14 protein-coding genes, 2 tRNA genes and 1 pseudogene are annotated in these 19,901 nt (G+C 61.2%); 4 read left to right on the top strand and 13 right to left on the bottom strand.

Translation table 11 applies throughout. The features are described 5' to 3' along the window. Positions 1-61: 61 nt before the first annotated feature. Positions 62-817 carry a 23S rRNA (guanosine(2251)-2'-O)-methyltransferase RlmB gene (gene rlmB, locus WBB95_RS01765; protein WP_056860521.1) on the bottom strand — a complete coding sequence of 252 codons (756 nt, stop codon included), beginning with the start codon at positions 815-817 and terminating at the stop codon, positions 62-64. Continuing rightward, positions 814-3,447, bottom strand: a complete 2,634-nt coding sequence (gene rnr, locus WBB95_RS01760; protein ID WP_424486015.1) for a ribonuclease R — start codon at positions 3,445-3,447, stop codon at positions 814-816. Before rnr ends, rlmB begins: the two co-directional genes overlap by 4 nt. Positions 3,448-3,671: 224 nt before the next feature. Between rnr and WBB95_RS01755 the strand changes: the two genes are divergently transcribed. The 4 genes from WBB95_RS01755 (at position 3,672) to WBB95_RS01740 (ending at position 6,770) form a co-directional block, all read left to right on the top strand. After that, positions 3,672-3,758: transfer RNA gene (locus WBB95_RS01755), tRNA-Leu, on the top strand. Between the two features lie 177 nt (positions 3,759-3,935). Continuing rightward, positions 3,936-4,022 (top strand) — tRNA-Leu (locus WBB95_RS01750). Positions 4,023-4,179: 157 nt separating this feature from the next. Continuing rightward, complete coding sequence (locus WBB95_RS01745) at positions 4,180-5,205, top strand: extracellular solute-binding protein (RefSeq protein WP_424486014.1); 1,026 nt, start codon at positions 4,180-4,182, stop codon at positions 5,203-5,205. Next, entirely contained in the window at positions 5,205-6,770 is a 1,566-nt protein-coding gene (locus WBB95_RS01740; protein ID WP_424486013.1) for an ABC transporter permease, read from the top strand. Before WBB95_RS01745 ends, WBB95_RS01740 begins: the two co-directional genes overlap by 1 nt. Before the next feature lie 99 nt (positions 6,771-6,869). On the opposite strand, the gene WBB95_RS01735 is transcribed toward WBB95_RS01740, so the two are convergent. The 11 genes and pseudogenes from WBB95_RS01735 to WBB95_RS01685 form a co-directional block, all read right to left on the bottom strand. Beyond that, positions 6,870-7,574: a methyl-accepting chemotaxis protein gene (locus tag WBB95_RS01735; protein WP_424486016.1), complete on the bottom strand. Its 705-nt coding sequence runs from the start codon at positions 7,572-7,574 to the stop codon at positions 6,870-6,872. Between the two features lie 201 nt (positions 7,575-7,775). Then, positions 7,776-7,829, bottom strand: a pseudogene (locus WBB95_RS01730) (hypothetical protein); the annotation flags it as partial. A gap of 1,114 nt (positions 7,830-8,943) precedes the next feature. Continuing rightward, positions 8,944-10,233: an adenylosuccinate synthase gene (locus tag WBB95_RS01725; RefSeq protein WP_424486012.1), complete on the bottom strand. Its 1,290-nt coding sequence runs from the start codon at positions 10,231-10,233 to the stop codon at positions 8,944-8,946. A gap of 54 nt (positions 10,234-10,287) precedes the next feature. Beyond that, positions 10,288-11,475, bottom strand: coding sequence for an ATP phosphoribosyltransferase regulatory subunit (locus tag WBB95_RS01720; RefSeq protein WP_424486011.1), 1,188 nt, complete (start codon positions 11,473-11,475; stop codon positions 10,288-10,290). Positions 11,476-11,777: 302 nt separating this feature from the next. Further along, a complete protein-coding gene (gene hflC, locus WBB95_RS01715) occupies positions 11,778-12,644 on the bottom strand; it encodes a protease modulator HflC (RefSeq protein ID WP_424486010.1) in 867 nt (288 codons plus the stop codon). Continuing rightward, a complete protein-coding gene (gene hflK / locus WBB95_RS01710; RefSeq protein ID WP_424486009.1) occupies positions 12,644-13,819 on the bottom strand; it encodes an FtsH protease activity modulator HflK in 1,176 nt (391 codons plus the stop codon). Before hflK ends, hflC begins: the two co-directional genes overlap by 1 nt. Before the next feature lie 96 nt (positions 13,820-13,915). After that, complete coding sequence (gene hflX / locus WBB95_RS01705) at positions 13,916-15,217, bottom strand: ribosome rescue GTPase HflX (RefSeq protein WP_424486008.1); 1,302 nt, start codon at positions 15,215-15,217, stop codon at positions 13,916-13,918. 12 nt (positions 15,218-15,229) lie between these two features. Then, complete coding sequence (hfq, locus tag WBB95_RS01700; RefSeq protein ID WP_071482778.1) at positions 15,230-15,490, bottom strand: RNA chaperone Hfq; 261 nt, start codon at positions 15,488-15,490, stop codon at positions 15,230-15,232. A gap of 93 nt (positions 15,491-15,583) precedes the next feature. Next, the gene (miaA, locus tag WBB95_RS01695; protein ID WP_424486007.1) at positions 15,584-16,555 is read right to left on the bottom strand and encodes a tRNA (adenosine(37)-N6)-dimethylallyltransferase MiaA; all 972 of its coding nucleotides are present in this window, start codon (positions 16,553-16,555) and stop codon (positions 15,584-15,586) included. Next, the gene (mutL, locus tag WBB95_RS01690; protein ID WP_424486006.1) at positions 16,555-18,468 is read right to left on the bottom strand and encodes a DNA mismatch repair endonuclease MutL; all 1,914 of its coding nucleotides are present in this window, start codon (positions 18,466-18,468) and stop codon (positions 16,555-16,557) included. Before mutL ends, miaA begins: the two co-directional genes overlap by 1 nt. Then, on the bottom strand, positions 18,468-19,889 hold the full coding sequence (locus WBB95_RS01685) for an N-acetylmuramoyl-L-alanine amidase (protein ID WP_424486005.1): 1,422 nt from the start codon (positions 19,887-19,889) through the stop codon (positions 18,468-18,470). Before WBB95_RS01685 ends, mutL begins: the two co-directional genes overlap by 1 nt. Positions 19,890-19,901 lie beyond the last annotated feature (12 nt).

Raw genomic sequence — 19,901 nt, 5'->3', positions numbered from 1 at the left:
TCGCAGGCAAGCCAGCTCCCACACAAGCCCGCTCCCACATTTGGATCTGCGCAAGGCTGGGTTATTTCTTGGCTTTAGCCTTCACGCCACGCTGGCGCTGTGCCTCGAACAAGCAAACGCCCGTGGCAACCGACACGTTCAGGCTGCTGACGCTACCGGCCATCGGCAGTTTTACCAGGTAATCGCAATGCTCACGGGTCAGGCGACGCATGCCTTTGCCTTCGGCGCCCATGATCAGAATGGTCGGGCCGGTGAGGTCCTGGTCATAAATGCTGACCTCAGCCTCGCCTGCCGTGCCCACGACCCACAGGCCACGCTGCTGGAGTTTCTCCAGGGTGCGCGCCAGGTTGGTCACGGCGACCAATGGAATCACCTCCGCCGCGCCGCACGCCACTTTACGCACGACTGGCGTCAGGGTGGCTGACTTGTCTTTGGGCACGATCACGGCCAGCGCGCCAGCAGCATCTGCCGAACGCAGGCAGGCGCCGAGGTTGTGCGGGTCGGTCACGCCGTCGAGCACCAGCAACAGCGGCGCGCCTTCGGTACGGTCGAGCAGTTCGTCGAGCATCGCTTCGCCCCAGACCTGGCTCGGGCTGACGTCCGCGACCACGCCTTGGTGAACGCCTTCTACCCAGACGTCCATTTCACGACGCTCGGCCTGGCCGATAGCCACCTTGTTTTGGGTGGCCAGCTCAACCAGCGCTTGTACGCGCGGCTCGCTGCGGCCCTCCGCCAGCCACACTTGCTTGACGCGCTTAGGGTGGTGACGCAGCAGTGCTTCCACGGCGTGAACGCCGTAGATTTTTTCCAGACTCATGGCTTGGCCTTAGGTTTGCGCGACCCGCCGCTTTTCGCGGGAGCCGAGCCCGCTTTTGGCGGGCCTTTACGGTGTTTACTCGGCTTGCTCGACGGTTTTTCCGCCTCGCGGGACTTTCCCCCAGACGCCGCTTTACCACCGCTTTTGGCTTCGCTGAGCAACTGCTGCTTCAATTCGCGGCTCTTGCGCAGCTCAGCGTTTTTCGCCGCTGCGTCGCTTGGGCGGTAGGCTTCAGGCGCCTTGTCCTTGACCGACGAGCGGCGACCGGCTTTGGCTGGCGCAGGCTCGGCGGCCGCTGCTTTCGCAGGTGCGCCCTTGCCTTTGGCTGCCGGCGCTGCGGTTTCGCCGCCACGCTTTTTACGGCCAACGGGTTCAGCGGGCTTGTCCGGCATGCCGAAGTCGATCTTGCGTTCGTCGAGGTCGACGCGCATGACCTGCACTTCCACGGTGTCGCCCAAACGGAAGCTGCGACCGGTGCGCTCGCCCGCCAGGCGGTGATGCACAGGGTCGAAGTGGTAGTAGTCACCCGGCAAGGCGGTGACGTGCACCAAGCCCTCGACGTAGATGTCCGTCAGCTCAACAAACAGACCAAAACCGGTCACGGCGGTGATCACACCCGGGAACGACTCGCCTACGCGGTCTTTCATGAACTCGCACTTGAGCCAGTTCACTACGTCGCGTGTGGCTTCGTCAGCACGGCGCTCGCTCATGGAGCACTGCTCGCCCAGCTGTTCCAGGGCCGCTTCGTCGTACGGATAAATCCGTGCTTTCGGAATGGTCATGGCACCGGCGCGCTTGACGTGCGGGGTGTTCTGCTTGGAATGGATCACGCTGCGGATCGCCCGGTGCGTGAGCAAATCCGGGTAACGACGAATTGGCGAGGTGAAGTGCGTGTACGCCTCGTAATTCAGGCCGAAGTGGCCCTGGTTGTCGGCGCTGTACACCGCCTGGCTCAGGGAGCGCAGCATGACGGTCTGGATCACGTGGTAATCCGGACGGTCCTTGATGCTCGCGAGCAAGGCCTGATAGTCCTTCGGCGTCGGGCCGTCCTTGCCTTTGTGCAGGGACAGGCCGAGTTCACCCAGGAACGCACGCAGTTTTTCCAGACGCTCCGGCGGCGGGCCGTCGTGCACCCGGTACAACGCAGGAATCTCGTGCTTCTTGAGGAATTCGGCGGTGGCCACGTTGGCCGCCAGCATGCATTCCTCGATCAGCTTGTGCGCATCGTTACGCGTGGTCGGGGTAATCGCGGCGATCTTGCGCTCGGAACCGAAGACAATTCGGGTTTCCTGGGTTTCAAAATCGATCGCGCCACGTACGTGACGAGCACCCAGCAACACCTTGTACAGCGAGTACAGCTGCTTGAGGTGCGGTACGACATGGCCGTACTCACCGCGCAGGGCTTTGGCTTCGCTGGTTTTCGGCTGTTCCAGGATGGTGCTGACCTTGTTATAGGTCAGGCGGGCCTGGGAGTGGATCACCGCTTCGTAGAACTGGTAATCGGTCATTTCGCCGGTTTTCGAGATAGTCATCTCGCACACCATGGCCAAACGGTCGACTTTCGGGTTCAGGGAGCACAGGCCGTTGGACAGCTGCTCAGGCAGCATCGGGATCACGCGCTCGGGGAAGTACACGGAGTTGCCGCGCACTTGAGCCTCGTTATCCAGGGCCGAACCGATCTTCACGTAGCTGGACACGTCGGCAATCGCGACGAACAACTTCCAGCCGCCGGAGAACAGGCGCAGCTTGCCCGGCTTGGCTTCGCAATAGACCGCATCGTCGAAGTCGCGGGCATCTTCGCCGTCAATGGTGACGAACGGCAGATGGCGCAGGTCGATGCGTTTTTCTTTGTCTTTCTCTTCGACTTCCGGCTTGAGCTTGCTGGCTTCTTTGAGCACAGCCTCAGGCCAGACGTGAGGGATATCGTAGGTGCGCAGCGCAACGTCGATTTCCATGCCCGGCGCCATGTAGTTGCCGACCACTTCAACGATATCGCCTTGCGGCTGGAAGCGCGCCGTTGGCCAGTGGGTGATTTTCACCTCGACGAACTGACCGACCTTGGCGGCGCCATTTCGGCCCGGGGTGATCAGCACTTCCTGCTGCACCTTCGGGTTATCCGGCACAACAAAGCCGATACCGCCTTCTTCGAAGTAACGGCCGACGATGGACTCGTGGGCACGCGATACCACTTCGACGATCACACCTTCACGGCGACCGCGACGGTCCAGACCGGAAACACGTGCCAGCGCACGGTCACCGTCGAACACCAGGCGCATTTGCGCCGGGCTCATGAACAGGTCATCGCTGCCGTCGTCCGGGATCAGGAAGCCGAAACCGTCACGATGGCCAGCAATGCGGCCCAGGATCAGGTCGAGCTTATCCACAGGCGCGTAAGTGCCACGGCGGGTGTAGATCAGTTGAGCGTCGCGCTCCATGGCACGCAAACGGCGGCGCAGGGCTTCGAGCTGGTCTTCGGTGGTCAGACCGAACTCTTCAACCAGCTGCTCGCGGCTAGCAGGCGAACCCCGATCGGCGAGATGCGCCAGGATCAGTTCGCGGCTAGGAATAGGGTTTTCATATTTTTCCGCTTCACGAGCGGCCTCGGGATCGAGGGACTGCCAATCGGCCATTAGAGAGTTTTCACCTTGTCTATATGCGGGTTAGTTTGGCATACGCGTATTGAAACGGGAAATTTCAGGCATCAACAAGCATTTAAAAGCCCTTTGCAGCCCCTGGCGACCACCTTGCACGACCACTGGCGAAATTTTCCAGGCTTTTTTCATGGCAGGGCTTTACAGCTAAAAATTCGCTCCGTATAGTGCGCGCCATCGACGACGGCAACGTTGTTGATGCTGCCCAGGTGGTGAAATTGGTAGACACGCCAGCTTCAGGTGCTGGTGATCGCAAGGTCGTGGAAGTTCGAGTCTTCTCCTGGGCACCAATTTCAAACTCAAGGTTCTGCCTTGAGTCTCCCAAAAACCCGCGAAAGCGGGTTTTTGCGTTTCAGGCCTTTGATTTTTAACGTGATTCTTGATTTATATTTTTGATATCAGGGGTTTACAGATCAAAAAGCCCGCCGTATAGTTCGCCCCATCAACAGCGGCAACGTTGTTGAGCTGCCCAGGTGGTGAAATTGGTAGACACGCCAGCTTCAGGTGCTGGTGATCGCAAGGTCGTGGAAGTTCGAGTCTTCTCCTGGGCACCAAATTCAGATCAAACCCGCGAAAGCGGGTTTTTTCGTTTCCGGGGTTTGAAAACTTCGGCTCGAAAACTTCATCTCGATTCCTCCCGCATTCGCACCTGAGAAACTTTATCGTTTATCCTTGCAAAGATTTGTTGCACACAAGCGAGGAAAACCCCGGATGATCATCCGCGATACCCGTCTCAAGACATCCCTTCTGCGTGGCCTGACCCTCACCCTGCTCGGCCTGACCCTGCTCTCGCCCGCCGCCTATTCCGCCGACAAGGTTTCCCTGACCCTGTACAACGGCCAACACAAAGAAGTCGGCGATGAACTCGCCAAGGCCTTCGAAGCCAAGACCGGCATTCACGTCAACGTGCGCAAAGGCAGCAGCAACCAGCTGGCCAGCCAGGTCGTGGAAGAAGGCGAGCGCTCCCCCGCCGACGTGATCTACACCGAAGAATCGCCGCCGCTGAACAAGCTCGGCGAGCAAGGCTTGCTGGCCAAGATCGATGCCAGCACCTTGGATGTATTGCCCAAGGACTATGTCGGCAGCAACGGTGACTGGATGGGCGTGACCGCGCGCACCCGCGTCGTGGCCTTCAACCCGAAACTGATCGCCGAAAAGGACCTGCCCAAGTCAGTGCTCGATTTCGCCGGCCCCGAGTGGCAAGGCAAAGTCGGTTTCGTGCCCACCAGCGGCGCGTTCCAGGAACAAGCGGTGGCGATCATCAAGCTGCACGGGCGCGAAGCCGCTGAAGAATGGCTGACCGGCCTGCGCGCGTTCGGCAAGGTGTACAGCAACAACATGGTCGCCCTCAAGGCGGTGGAAAACGGCGAAGTGGCCACCGTGCTGGTGAACAACTATTACTGGTTTGCCTTGAAGAAAGAAAAAACCAATCTGGACTCCAAGCTGCATTACTTCACCGACGGCGATGCTGGCGGCCTGATTACCGTGTCTTCCGCGGCAGCGCTGAAATCCAGCAAACACCCCAAGGAAGCCCAGCAACTGCTGGCATTCATGGCCAGCGAAGAAGGCCAGCGCGTGATCACCAACACCTCGGCCGAATATCCGTTGCGCAAAGGCATGGAATCCAGCCGTGGCCTCAAGCCTTTCAGCGAGCTGCAACCGCCGAAAGTCACCCCTGCGGACCTTGGCAACGCCGAAGAAGCCCTGGACCTGGAACGTGACGTTGGCTTGAACTGATGAACCCATCGCTCTCCGCCCCCGCCTTGCGCGGAGGGTTCAGCCCGCGCCGCAAGCGCCCTTCGATCTGGCTGTTGCTGCCCGTGCTGTTCCTGGTGGGCTTGAGCCTGCTGCCGCTGGTGTACGTCGGGACTAAAGCCTGGCAAGCGGGCTGGGCGGAGGCGGTGCATCTGTTGTGGCGGCCTTATGTGTTTGGGCTGCTGCGCAATACGCTGGCGCTGATGGTCGGCGTGACGCTGGCCTGCGGCGTGATCGGCCTGTCCCTGGCATGGCTGCTGGAGCGCAGCAACCTGCCGGGGCGGCGCGTCTGGGGCGTGATTTTGTGCCTGCCGTTTGCGGTGCCGGCGTTTGTCAGCAGCTTCACCTGGGTGTCGCTGAGCGCCAACTTCGAAGGGCTGGGCGGCGCAATCCTGGTGATGACCCTGTCCAAATACCCACTGGTGTTTCTGCCGGTGGCGGCGACCTTACGCAACCTTGACCCATCCCTGGAAGAATCTGCCCGCACACTGGGACAGAATCGCTGGGGCGTATTTTTTCGCGTCACGCTGCCGTTGCTGTGGCCTTCGCTGCTGGCCGGGGCGCTGCTGATCGCCCTGCACATGCTGGTGGAATTCGGCGCGCTGTCGATCATTGGCCTGCAAACCTTCACCACCGCGATCTACCAACAGTTCGAACTGGAGTTCAGCAACGCCAACGCTGCGATGCTCTCGGCGGTGTTGCTGGTGATGTGCCTCACATTGCTGTGGCTGGAATTGCGTGTACGCGGCAAGGGCCGACATGTGCGCATCGGCCAAGGCGCGGCGCGGCATGCCGAGCAGGTCAAGCTGGGTAAATGGGCGCCTCTGGGGCAAATCTATTGCCTGGTGCTGGCGATCATCGGCAGTGGCATTCCGTTGGGAATGCTCGGTTATTGGCTGGCGGTGGGTTCGTCGGCGGCGTTTCCGGTGGCCGAGATTGGCGAGGCGCTGCTGTCCTCCCTCGCACTGTCACTTGGCGGCGCGGCGCTTTGCCTGGTGCTGGCCGTGCCGGTGGGGCTGTTGGTGGTGCGCTACAAAGGCCAACTGGCGCTCTGGGCCGAACGCCTGCCGTACCTGCTGCATGCCCTGCCCGGCCTGGTGATTGCGCTGACGCTGGTGTATTTCGCACTGCACTACGTGCCGGCGCTCTATCAGACGTCTGCGCTGCTGCTGATCGCTTATGCGTTGTTGTTCCTGCCGCTGGCTCAGGCACCGATTCGCACCGCGCTGAACAAGGCTGCGCCGCAACTGGAAGAAGCCGCGCGCACGCTGGGTGCGTCATCGTTCAGCGCGTTTTGCCGAGTGACCCTGCCGATTATCTTCCCGGCGCTGGGTGCGGCATTTGCGCTGGTGTTTCTGGATGCTATGAAGGAATTGACGGCGACGTTGCTGCTCAGCCCGACCGGGCTGAATACCCTGGCGACGGCCGTGTGGGCGCACACCTCGAATGTGGAGTTCGCGGCGGCGGCGCCTTATGCAGCGCTGTTGATTCTGGTGTCGGGGTTGCCGGTGTATTTGCTCACGACTCGAATGTATCTGAGCCGCTGAGACCGCCATCGCAGGCAAGCCAGCGCCCACATTTTGAATGTATTCACACATCAAAATGTGGGAGCTGGCTTGCCTGCGATGAGTCCGGAACAGCCAACACTAAGCCCGGAACTGCCCCAGGCTCGCCTTCAACTGGGCCGCCAACCCATCCAGCACTTTGCCACTGGCGGTGGTCTCGACCACGGCCTGCGCTGCCCGTTCAGCCTGGGCATGAATCACCTCGACGCGCCCCCGCACCGCATGCGCGCCTTGAGCTTGATGCTCAGCCGCGCGCGTTGCCAGGCCGATGGCCGCATGCACCTGCTCGACCGACGCCTGCACCGTCTGCTGTAAGCGCACACTGTCACGCAACACCAACAACCCTTCATTCGCCTGGCGTCCCGCCTTGCTGATGGTCTCAACAGCTTCACGCGCACCCTGCTGCAGCGCCACGATATGCGCCTGGATATCACCGGTGGAGCTCTGGGTTTTACTCGCCAATGCCCGCACTTCATCCGCCACCACTGCGAAACCACGCCCGGTCTCACCCGCACGCGCCGCTTCAATGGCCGCGTTGAGCGCCAACAGGTTGGTCTGCTCGGCAATCCCGTGAATCACCGTCAACACCACTTCAATTTGCTGGCTTTGCTGCGCCAGCCGCTCAATCACCTGAGAGCCCGCCTGCACCTGCCCCGCCAGCGCTTCAATCAAGCCGCCCACTTCTGCTGACGTACGAGCGTTCTCGTCCGTGGCCTGGCGAATATCCACCACCTGTTGCAACGCCGCCTGCATCGCATGGCTTTCAGACTGGGCTTCATCGGCCATCTGCGAGAGCGCGCGCAGGCTCTCGGCGACTTCATCACGCTGCAAACCGGCGGCCTTGTCGGCGCCGGCATTGCGCAACGTCATCGCGCCGATTTCCACGCCGGTACGCTGGGCCACATCGCCCGCTTCGCGCACGATCGGCTGCAACTTATCCACAAAGCGATTGACCGCCGAGGCCATGTCGCCGATTTCGTCCTTGCTGCTGATCTGCACACGCTTGGTGAGGTCGCCCTCGCCTGCCGCCAGGTCATCCATGGCCGCAATCAGCAGCTTCAGGCGACTGACCACGCGGCGGCCGAGCACAATGGCGATCAGCAGCAGCACGCCGAACCCGACAATCGCGAGCCCCATGCCGATGCGCCAGCGCAAGGTGCCGGCGGCATCCTGTACGGCGCTGGTGGTGTTGGCGGTCATCTGGGTGGCGGTGGCCTGCGCAGACTGCAGGCGCGCGCCCATGGCCGCTGCGCTGTCGGCAGCGGCGCCTGTGAGGCTGTCGCCCACCAACTGATCACTGCTGGCGATCAGAGCGGCAAAACGCTTGTCCAGTGCGGCCAGGTCCGTCTCTACGGACGCTGTCGAGACGCCCATGCGGACTTTGCCGATCTCCACACCGTTAGGGCTGATGGAGGCCTCAACGTAGTACACGGAAGGATCCGCCTTGGCAGCGTCCAGCACTTTGTCCAGGGCGCGATCGCCCTGACCTTTTGCCAGCAATGCCTGGTTGATCGGGTTGTCGCGGTTCAGATAACGGGTCAGATGCTCCCCGGCCGCGTCGTCGTAGACCACGAACAACACGTTGGGATTGCGCTGGGCGCGCCGGGCAAACTCCGACAACGTCGGCACATCACTGTCCCACATGGCGCGTGGCGCCACCGAGGCCAGCAACTGCGCCATGTCGTTGGCAGAGTCTTGCAGGTCTTTCTCCAGGGTCGCACGCAGTTGCTTTTGCTCGTCCTGCAAGCGCGAAGACAAACCACTGGTGAGACGCTGGCGGGTACTGGACGACAGGCTGTCCAGGCTGGATGTGACTTCCTTGCCGGCTTGCGCCAGCTCGCCAGACAGCTTCTGGCTGTCGATACCCAGGCGATTGCCCAAATCAGCTTCCAATGCCGTGACGGTGCTCCGCGTCAGAGCGACGGCCACCAGCACTTGCACCAAAAGAGCGATACCGAGGGTAACGAACACCGGCCGCAACAGACGGCTTTGTAACAATGAGAGAACGGCAGACACTGGGAATCCCTCCACCACGGGTGCCATTAATTTGATAGCACCGCGAAAGAAAGAACCATAGCAAAGGTCGTGCCGTCTGCCAGGCAGCAACGACAAAGGGCTCCCGAAGGAGCCCTTTGCTTTCTACATCAACAGCTTATTAAGCGAACGGGTGACGCAGAACGATAGTCTCGTTGCGGTCCGGGCCCGTCGAAATAATGTCGATCGGTGCGCCGATCAGCTCTTCAACACGTTTGATGTAAGCACGAGCGTTGGCTGGCAGTTCTTCCAGGGTTTTGGCACCCACGGTCGATTCGGTCCAGCCCGGCACTTCTTCGTACACAGGCTGCAGGCCTACGTAGCTGTCAGCGTCCGTCGGGGCAACGTCCTTGCCTTCCGCATCTTTGTAACCGATGCAGATGTTGATGGTTTCCAGGCCGTCGAGTACGTCCAGCTTGGTCAGGCAGATGCCCGAGATGCTGTTCACGTCGATAGCGCGACGCAGGATAACCGCGTCGAACCAGCCGCAACGACGGGCGCGGCCGGTCGTTGCACCGAACTCGTGACCTTGCTTGGCCAAGTGCGCGCCGACGTCGTCAAACAGCTCAGTCGGGAACGGGCCCGAACCTACGCGAGTGGTGTAAGCCTTGGTGATGCCCAGGATGTAATCCAGGAACATAGGGCCCACGCCCGAACCGGTCGCAACGCCACCCGCGGTGGTGTTGGAGCTGGTCACGTACGGGTAGGTGCCGTGGTCGATGTCGAGCAACGAACCTTGGGCGCCTTCGAACATGATGTCTTTGCCGGCGCGACGCAGGTCGTGCAGCTCGGCAGTCACGTCCAGCATCAGCGGCTTGAGCAGCTCAGCGTACTCCTTGCACTCGGCCAGGGTCTTTTCAAACTCGATGGCCGGCTCTTTGTAGTAACCGACCAGCATGAAGTTGTGGTAATCCACCAATTCACGCAGCTTGTCTTCAAAGCGCGGCATGTTGAGCAGGTCGCCCACACGCAGGCCACGACGCGCAACCTTGTCTTCGTAAGCCGGGCCGATGCCGCGACCGGTCGTACCGATCTTCAGCTCGCCACGGGCCTTTTCACGGGCCTGGTCCAGCGCGACGTGGAAGGACAGGATCAGCGGGCAGGACGGGCTGATACGCAGGCGCTCGCGCACCGGTACGCCTTTCTCTTCCAGCTTGATGATCTCGCGCAGCAGGGCGTCAGGTGCAACCACCACGCCGTTGCCGATCAGGCACTGCACGCCTTCGCGCAGGACACCCGACGGAATCAGGTGCAAGACGGTTTTTTCGCCATCGATGACCAGGGTGTGACCAGCGTTGTGGCCACCTTGGTAGCGCACTACGGCGGCAGCATGTTCGGTCAGCAGATCAACGATCTTGCCTTTGCCCTCATCACCCCATTGGGTGCCCAGGACTACGACATTCTTACCCATAACACTTGTCCTCATTCGCGCAAACTTGGTGCCGGCGATGGCCGGCAGGAAAACTCAAGAAGCCAGTGGCGATACTTGCCAAAGCCCGTTCTGCTGAATCAATTGCCGGTCGCAGTCCGCTTCACGGGCGGCGGCCAATGGCTGCCCAGGCAAAGCCTGGACGACACGCTGACCCTCACTGCGCAACTGGCAAACCTGCTGCCAGAGTGCTGCGTCCGTACTGTCGGGCATCCAGATACCGCCAGACGGCAGCTCGACCTCAGCACGCCCCAGGGTCACCAGGGTTTTCAAATCGGTGGAAAAGCCAGTCGCCGGACGCGCGCGACCGAAGTCAGCGCCGATATCGTCATAACGACCGCCTTGGGCGATGGCTTGGCCAACACCCGGTACAAATACGGCGAACACCACACCGGTGTGGTAGTGGTAGCCGCGCAACTCACCCAAATCAAAGTACAGCGGCAGATCCGGGAACCGCGCCGACAAACGCTCGGCAATCGCCAGCACGTCATCGAGGGCCGCCAATACCGGTGCCGGCGCATGGGCCAGGCGCTCGCGCGCAGCCATCAGCACTTCACGGCCGCCGCACAGGTTGACCAACGCACGCAGCATGTCGGCCAAGTCAGCAGGCACGCCTTCGGTCAAGGCGATCACTTCGTCGATAGCCTTGCGTTGCAGGGCATCGAACAACTGCTGCTCGACTTCTCCGGACAAACCGGCGGCACGCGCCAGGCCACGGTAGATACCGACGTGGCCCAGGTCCATGTGGACATCCGGCACGTCAGCCAGTTGCAGCATGGCCAGCATCAAGCTGATCACTTCAACGTCACTGCTCGGGCTGGCGTCGCCGTACAATTCGGCGCCCAACTGGATCGGGCTACGCGACGACGACAAGGCACGCGGCTGTGCATGCAGCACGCTGCCGGCGTAGCACAAGCGGCTCGGGCCTTCACGGCGCAGGGTGTGCGCATCAATGCGCGCCACTTGCGGCGTGATGTCGGCACGAAAGCCCATTTGCCGGCCCGATTGCGGGTCGATGACCTTGAAGGTGCGCAGATCCAGGTCCTGGCCCGCGCCCGTCAGCAGGGATTCCAGGTACTCGATATGGGGGGTCACGACAAACTCGTAACCCCAGCTCTGGAACAGATCCAACACCTGGCGGCGCGCTACTTCTATGCGCGCAGCTTCTGGTGGCAGTACTTCTTCGATGCCATCTGGCAGCAGCCAGCGGTCTACCGTTGCCATTACGCCATTCCCCTATGATCCGGGCGGCCAGCCCTCGGCCGAGCCTTGAGTGAAGCAGAAAATACCCGGCCCCTGCCTAAACAACGCGCAAGAACGACGTGACGAAATAGCCTGCTAGCGGCCTCGTCGGGCACTTTCCTCGAAAAACCTGTGGCGCCTGCGCGGCCAAACAACAATCAAACATGCAGACGCAAAAAAGCCGGGAATTTCCCGGCTGCCGCATCATACACCCGTTTTCTGAAAGGATCACCCCGCCAGGCGTTTTAGCCGCCCGACGGAGTGCGCCTTGAAGTCACAGGCTGTTACTTGGATTTTTCCAGGTAGCGAAAGAAGTCGCTGCTTGGGTCCAGCACCATGACGTCGGTTTTGTTTGCGAAGCTTTCACGGTAGGCGCGCAGGCTACGGTAGAACGCATAGAACTCCTGGTCCTGGCTGTAGGCCTTGGCGTAGATCGCCGAGGCTTGAGCATCACCATCACCACGCGCTTCTTCAGACTCGCGATAGGCTTCGGCCAGCAGTACACGGCGCTGACGGTCGGCATCCGCACGGATACCTTCAGCCAACTCGTTACCCTTGGCACGGTGCTCACGGGCTTCACGCTCACGCTCGGTGCTCATGCGCTCGAACACGCTGCGGTTCACTTCCTTCGGCAGGTCGATGGCCTTGACCCGAACATCGATTACTTCGATGCCCAGCTCTTTTTCCGCCATCGCGTTCAACGAACGCGTGATGTCAGCCATCAGCGCGTCACGTTCACCCGACACCACCTCGTGCAGGGTGCGCTTACCAAACTGGTCACGCAGGCCCGACTCCAGACGGCGCGACAAACGCTCGTCGGCAATCTGCTTGAGGCCGGAGGTCGCGGTGTAGAAACGCTCGGCATCCTTGACGCGCCACTTGGCGTAGGCGTCAACCATCACGGCTTTCTTTTCCAGGGTCAGGAAGCGCTGTGTCGGTGCATCCAGGGTCATCAGGCGGCCGTCAAACTTGCGCACCTGGTTCACGTAGGGGACTTTCACATGCAGGCCCGGCTGGACATCCGCCTGGACCACACGGCCGAATTGCAGCAACACCGCGCGCTCGGTCTGAGACACGATGTAGAAGCAGTTCCAGGCAGCGATGACCACGACGACGCCCACAATCAGGGCGGTCAGCGATTTATTGCTCATCAACGACTCTCCCTGGTACGTGTTTGCTGTTGCAGCAAGTCAGCGGCCGCACGGGCGCTCGCTTCGTTGGCAGCAGCGTTCGAACCGCTGGACGGCGCGCTGGTGCTGCTACGACCACCTTCGATCATCTTGTCAAGCGGCAGGTAGAGCAGGTTGTTCTGCCCACTTTTGCCACCGGTCACGAGTACCTTGCTGGTGTTGGTGAAGACTTCCTGCATGGTGTCCAGGTACAGACGCTCACGGGTAACTTCCGGAGCCTTGCGGTACTCGGCGACCAATTTGGTGAAGCGGTCCGCCTCACCCTTGGCGCGCGAAACCACTTCGTCGCGGTAACCGTTGGCATCCTCAAGGATGCGCTGGGCCTGGCCACGGGCTTCCGGCACGACGCCGTTGGCGTAGGTTTCAGCCTGGTTGCGCGAACGCTGCTCGTCTTCACGGGCACGGATCACGTCGTCAAAGGCTTCCTGCACTTCACGCGGTGCCGCTGCGCTCTGTACGTTCACCTGGGTGACGGTGATACCGGTGCGATAGGTGTCGAGGAACCGTTGCAGGCGCTCCTTGATCTCGCTGGCCATTAATTCACGACCTTCGGTCAGTACCTGGTCCATGGCGGTAGAACCGACCACATGGCGCAGGGCACTTTCGGTGGCGTGTTGCAGGCTGATTTCCGGCTGATCAACGTTCAGCACGAAGTCCTGCAGGTTGCTGATCTTGTACTGCACGGTCAGCGGCACTTCGACGATGTTCTCGTCTTCAGTCAGCATCTGGCCTTGCTTGGTGTAGGCACGCTCACGCGTGACGTTCTCCATGTACTTCTTGTCGATCGGCGGGAAGTAGATGTTCAGGCCTGGCCCGACTGTCTCGTAGTACTTGCCGAAGCGCAGCACCACGGCTTGCTCCTGCTCGTCTACGACATAGACAGCGCTGTACAGCCAGACGGCCGCCAGCACGACAAGGCCGATGCCGAGCAAGCCGTAACCACCGCCCTTGCTCGTACGACCGCCGTCGTCACCACCACGTTTTTTTCCACCACCGAACAACCCATTCAGGCTTTCCTGCAGCTTTCGGAAGGCCTCGTCGAGATCTGGTGGCCCCTTGCGGTCGCCATTATTGCGGCGTTTACCACCCCAAGGATCCTGATTATTCGAGTTGCCACCCGGCTCATTCCAAGCCATAGCGCTCTCCATCTGATAAAGCAAAGACGCACCCACGGCGCGCCGACCAATGCTACAGAATGCCTGCTACTGCGGCACAACCGCTTTCGGAGGCTTTTATTGCAAAGTGTGTTGTTCGATGAACTCTTCCGGCACCACGCCTTCACGGCTGACCAGCCGATTCAGCTCCGTGCGCGGCAATCGAACGTCCAGCAAGCTGACACCTTCTTCGTCATATTCTTCTTTCTGTACCGCGCCCAACTCGAAAAACTGTGCACGCAGTCGAGCAAAACGCTGGGGCAAGCGCAAGGTGCCAACGAACAAATCGCTGCCCAACAGCTCGGCAATGGCTTGTTCAAGCAATTCCAGGCCGCTGCCATCACGCGCCGACAGCCAGACCCGCTGGGGCTTGCCGTCTTCATCGCGCTGGATTTGTGGCTCAACGCCTTCAAGCAAATCGAGTTTGTTATAGACCTCAAGGATCGGCAAGTCCTGGGCGCCAATCTCGCCCAGCACCACCATCACCTGCTCAATCTGCAACATGCGATCCGGTTCAGCCGCATCGATCACGTGCAACAGCAGGTCGGAATTACTCGACTCTTCGAGCGTAGACCGAAACGCCTCGACCAGCTTGTGAGGCAAGTGCCGAATGAAACCCACGGTGTCAGCCAGGACAATCGGCCCCAGGTCGTCCAGTTCCAGACGGCGCAAGGTCGGGTCGAGGGTGGCGAACAGTTGGTCGGCCGCGTACACGTCGGATTTGGTCACGTTGTTGAACAGCGTGGATTTACCGGCGTTGGTATAGCCCACCAGGGAAACGGTAGGGATATCCGCACGCATGCGGCCACGGCGCGACTGCTCACGCTGGCTGCGCACCTTCTCCAGCCGGCCCTTGATCTGGCGCAGGCGAACGCGCAGCAGACGACGGTCGGTTTCGAGCTGGGTTTCACCCGGGCCACGCATGCCGATGCCACCACCCTGGCGCTCAAGGTGAGTCCAGCCGCGCACGAGCCGGGTGCTCATGTGGTCAAGCTGGGCCAGTTCAACCTGGAGCTTGCCTTCATGAGTGCGGGCGCGTTGGGCGAAAATATCGAGAATCAGGCCAGTACGGTCGATCACGCGACACTCGAAAACACGTTCGAGGTTACGTTCCTGACTGGGCGTGAGAACGTGATTGAAGATCACCAGATCGGCTTCTTCGGCGTGGACCAGGTCGCGTAGTTCCTCGACCTTGCCGCTGCCAATCAGGAATTTGGCGGTTGGCCGATGACGCGGCACGTTAAAAAACGCAACGGTCTCGGCGCCGGCCGAATTTGCCAACTCCTGAAACTCCTGCGGATCTTCGCGCGCCTCAGGGTCCTGTCCATCCAAGTGAACGAGGATTACCCGCTCACCACCACCGTGGCGCTCAAAGAACAAAGGAGACTCCTATCAGGCGTTACCTGGCTCAGCGTCACCCACTTCATCACCGGCTGCGCTAGGCAGACGAATAGGACGAACTGGAACGACTGTCGAGATAGCGTGCTTGTAAACCATCTGGCTGACGGTGTTTTTCAGCAGGATCACGAACTGGTCGAACGACTCGATCGTGCCTTGCAGCTTGATCCCGTTGACCAGGTAGATGGAAACCCCCACTTTCTCTTTACGTAAAGTATTCAAGTAAGGGTCTTGTAGCGAATGCCCTTTTGACATGTGCCGCACTCCTTTAAGGATCAATAATAAAATTCGGAAAATAGATAGCTCATGGCCGTCACACCCCCAAGGATAGACGGCAATTGCAAGGACTCAGCTCAATATGGAGACCGTTCCCAAGTATTTCAAGGCGCGTGACAGATTGTCGCTGTCCAGGCTGTCCAGCCAGTGCAAATCGCTCCAACTGCGCAACCAGGTGAACTGGCGCTTCGCCAATTGGCGCGTGGCGATGATGCCGCGCTCCTGCATTTCGGCTGACGTCAGCTTGCCATCCAGATGATCCCAGACTTGGCGGTAGCCTACAGCACGTATCGAAGGCAACCCGGGATGCAGATCACCTCTTGAACGCAGTGCTACGACCTCGTCCACAAACCCCTGTTCCAACATAATTGTGAATCTTTGTGCAATTCGTTCATGCAGCACCTGGCGATTCGCCGGAGCAATGGCCAGATTCGCCACAGTATAGGGCAATACTGACTGTCCAGATGCGCCTGCGTCAGCACTTTGCGCAGTTTGTTTCAGCCTATGTTCAGTCATGGTCTGGCCGCTGACCCGCCAGACTTCCAGGGCGCGAGTGAGGCGCTGGGGGTCATTGGGGTGAATGCGAGCGGCAGACACCGGGTCTACAGCCGCCAACTGATCATGCAGGGCCTGCCAGCCAAGGCGCTCAGCCTCTTCTTCAAGCTCGGCACGCACCTGGGCATCGGCGGGCGGCATATCCGCCAAGCCTTCCTGCAAAGCCTTGTAATAGAGCATCGTACCGCCCACCAGCAGCGGAATCTTGCCGCGCGCCGTGATATCGGCCATCGCGGCGAGGGCGTCGGTGCGAAAATCCGCCGCCGAATAGCTCTCGGACGGGTCGATGATGTCGATCAATTGATGCGGGTACTGGGCCAGCAACTCTTTCGCCGGCTTGGCGGTGCCGATGTCCATGTCCCGGTAAACCAGGGCAGAGTCGACGCTGATCAGCTCGCACGGCAGCACCTTGGTCAGCTCGATGGCCAGGTCGGTCTTGCCGGCGGCCGTGGGGCCCATCAGGAAGATTGCGGGGGGCAAGGCACTCATCAACGGCCGCGCAAGAACAGTTTGTCCAGATCGTCCAGGCCCATCTGGGTCCAGGTCGGTCGGCCATGGTTGCATTGACCGCTGCGTTCGGTGTTTTCCATGTCGCGCAGTAAGCCGTTCATTTCCGGCAACGCCAGGCGGCGGTTGGCGCGGATGGCGCCGTGGCAGGCCATGGTGCCGAGCAACTCGTTGATATGCGCCTGGATGCGGTCACTGGTGCCATATTCCATCAGGTCGGCGAGCACGTCCGCCACCAGCCGGTTGGCCTCAGCCTGCTTGAGCAGCGCCGGAATCTGGCGGATAGCCAGGGTTTCCGGGCCCAGCCGTTGCAGTTCAAAACCGAGCTTCTGGAACACGCCGTGGTGCTCTTCGGCGCAATCGGCCTCGCGCTGGCTGACGGCCAGGGATTCCGGCACCAACAGCGGCTGGCCGCTGAGGCCTTCGCTGGCCATGGCAATCTTCAAGCGTTCGTACATGATCCGCTCGTGAGCCGCGTGCATGTCCACCAGCACCAGGCCATGGGCGTTTTCCGCCAGGATGTAGATGCCCTTCAACTGGGCCAGCGCATACCCCAGCGGCGGAATATCTCCTCCGCCTTCCGGCAGGGAGACCGCGCCCGGCTCGGCACCCGGCAGCGGCGCAAAAAATTCGCGATAGGCTGCCTGGGCCTCGGCCACCGGCACGCCGGACTGCGGCCGCGGGGTGTATTGGTATTGATAACCCGCACCCGAACCAGAGCCCGGCGCGGTGTACGCGGGCTGCGGCTGCGGCGATTGCAGCAGGTTGGCGGCCAGGCTCATTTCGCCCTGAGGGCCGAACTCACCCGCCTCCGGCCCGCTCGGCCGCACGATGGCGGTCACGATCGGCGCAGACAGTTGATCGTCCGGGCGCACATCGCCCAGTGCCCGGTGCAAGGTGCCATAAAGGAAGTCATGCACCATGCGTCCATCACGGAAGCGCACTTCGTGTTTGGTCGGGTGCACGTTGACGTCCACCACCGACGGGTCGACCTCAAAAAACAGTACAAATGTCGGGTGCCGGCCATTGAACAGCACGTCGCGGTAGGCTTGGCGCACCGCGTGGGCGACCAGTTTGTCGCGCACCGCGCGGCCATTCACAAAGAAATACTGCAAGTCCGCCTGGCTACGGGAAAAGGTCGGCAAACCCACCCAGCCCCACAGCCGCAGGCCGTTACGCTCGATTTCAATCGGCAGCGCCTGCTCCAGGAACCCCGCACCGCAAATCGCCGACACTCGGCGCGCGCGCGCGGCATCGTCATGGGCTTCGTGCAGGCTGAGGATGGTCTTGCCGTTGTGGCGCAGGTGAAAAGCCACATCAAAGCGTGCCAGGGCCAGGCGCTTGATGACTTCCTGCAGGTGATCGAATTCGGTTTTTTCGGCCTTGAGGAATTTACGTCGCGCCGGGGTGTTGAAGAACAGGTCACGCACTTCAACAGAGGTACCCACCGGGTGCGCCGCTGGCTGGACCCGAGGCGCCATGTCGCGGCCTTCGGTTTCCACCTGCCACGCCTGCTCGGCGTCGCGGGTTCGCGAGGTCAGGGTCAGGCGGGCCACCGAGCTGATAGAGGCCAGGGCCTCACCGCGAAAGCCCAGGCTCATCACCCGCTCAAGGTCTTCCAGGTCGCGAATCTTGCTGGTGGCGTGACGCGCGAGCGCCAGCGGCAGGTCATCGGAAGAGATGCCACTGCCGTCGTCGCGTACCCGCAGCAGCTTGACGCCGCCCAGCTCCACGTCGACATCAATACGCTTGGCGCCGGAGTCGATGCTGTTTTCCAGCAACTCCTTGATCACCGACGCCGGGCGCTCAACCACCTCACCCGCGGCAATCTGGTTGGCAAGGCGCGGGCTGAGCAGCTCGATGCGCGAACCGCTGTTCAAGACTGATTCGCTCATTACTGCGCCGCCAATTCAGTGCCGGGGATGGTCAACACCTGGCCGACTTTCAACTCGTCGGTTTTCAGGTTATTCGCGCTGCGCAAGGTCGCGGCCGAGACTTGGAAACGCACGGCCAGCATGGCCAGGGTGTCGCCGGGCTGCACGCGATGGTCACGCGGGCCCTGGGCGATTTTCCCGGAGTCACGCAGCCAGGCAATATAGGTGCCCGGCGGCGGGTTCTGCTGGAAGAACTGGCGAATACCGGCGCTGATCGAACGCGCCAGCGCCTGCTGATGACCGGCACTGGCCAGCTTCGAGGCTTCATTGGAGTTGGAGATAAACCCGGTTTCCACCAGGATCGACGGGATATCCGGCGACTTCAACACCATGAACCCGGCCTGTTCCACGCGTTGTTTGTGCAAGGACGTGACGCGGCCGATGTTGCTCAATACTTTCTGCCCGACGTTCAAGCTGGACGTCAGCGAGGCGGTCATCGAGAGGTCGAGCAGCACACCGGCGAGCATCTTGTCCTTGTCATCAAGGGACACGTTGCCGGCGCCGCCGATCAAGTCGGAACGGTTTTCGCTGTCGGCCAGCCAACGCGCAGTCTCGGACGTAGCGCCGCGATCCGACAGGGCAAACACCGAGGCGCCGAAGGCAGCGGCCGACGGTGCGGCGTCGGCGTGGATCGACACGAACAGGTCGGCGCCTTTCTTACGCGCGATTTCAGTACGGCCACGCAACGGGATGAAGTAGTCGCCGGTGCGGGTCAGTTCGGCGCGGTAGCCTTTCATGCCACTGACCTGACGCTGCAATTCACGCGCGATGGCGAGTACCACGTCCTTTTCATGCTGGCCGCGCGAGCCGGATGCACCCGGGTCTTCACCGCCGTGGCCGGCGTCGATCACGACGATAATGTCACGCTTGCCCGCAGGGGCCGGCGGTGGCGGTGGCAACTTGACCTGAGGCTGCGACGGGTTGACCGGCACAGCTGGCACGGTCGCCACGCTCGGCGTCGGGGCAGGCGGCGGCGCGGCATCGGCGGCGTTGTCGAACAGGTCGACCACCAGCCGGTTGCCGTATTGGGCGTTCGGCGCCAGGACAAAACTTTTCGGCGTCACGGCCTTTTTCAGGTCGATGACCACGCGCAGGTCAGTCGGCGTACGTTGGGCCGAGCGCATGGCGGTAATCGGGGTGTTGGCGGTGGATACCTTCAACGGCGCGGCCAGGGTCGCCCCGTTGATATCGATCACCAGCCGATCAGGCGACGACAAGGTAAAGACGCTGTGCTGGACCGGGCCAGACAGGTCGAACACCAGTCGCGTGTTATCCGGCGCTCGCCACAGGCGAACACTTTTCACCTGTGAAGCAGCCAGTGCATTGAAAGTCATTGCCGCAAGCAACACCCCTACGACAGCAACCAACGCGCGAAAGCGCATACCTAACCCCAC

It is taken from the genome of Pseudomonas sp., from assembly GCF_049645325.1.
GTDB lineage: Bacteria > Pseudomonadota > Gammaproteobacteria > Pseudomonadales > Pseudomonadaceae > Aquipseudomonas.
This window is presented reverse-complemented; position numbering and strand designations above follow the sequence as displayed.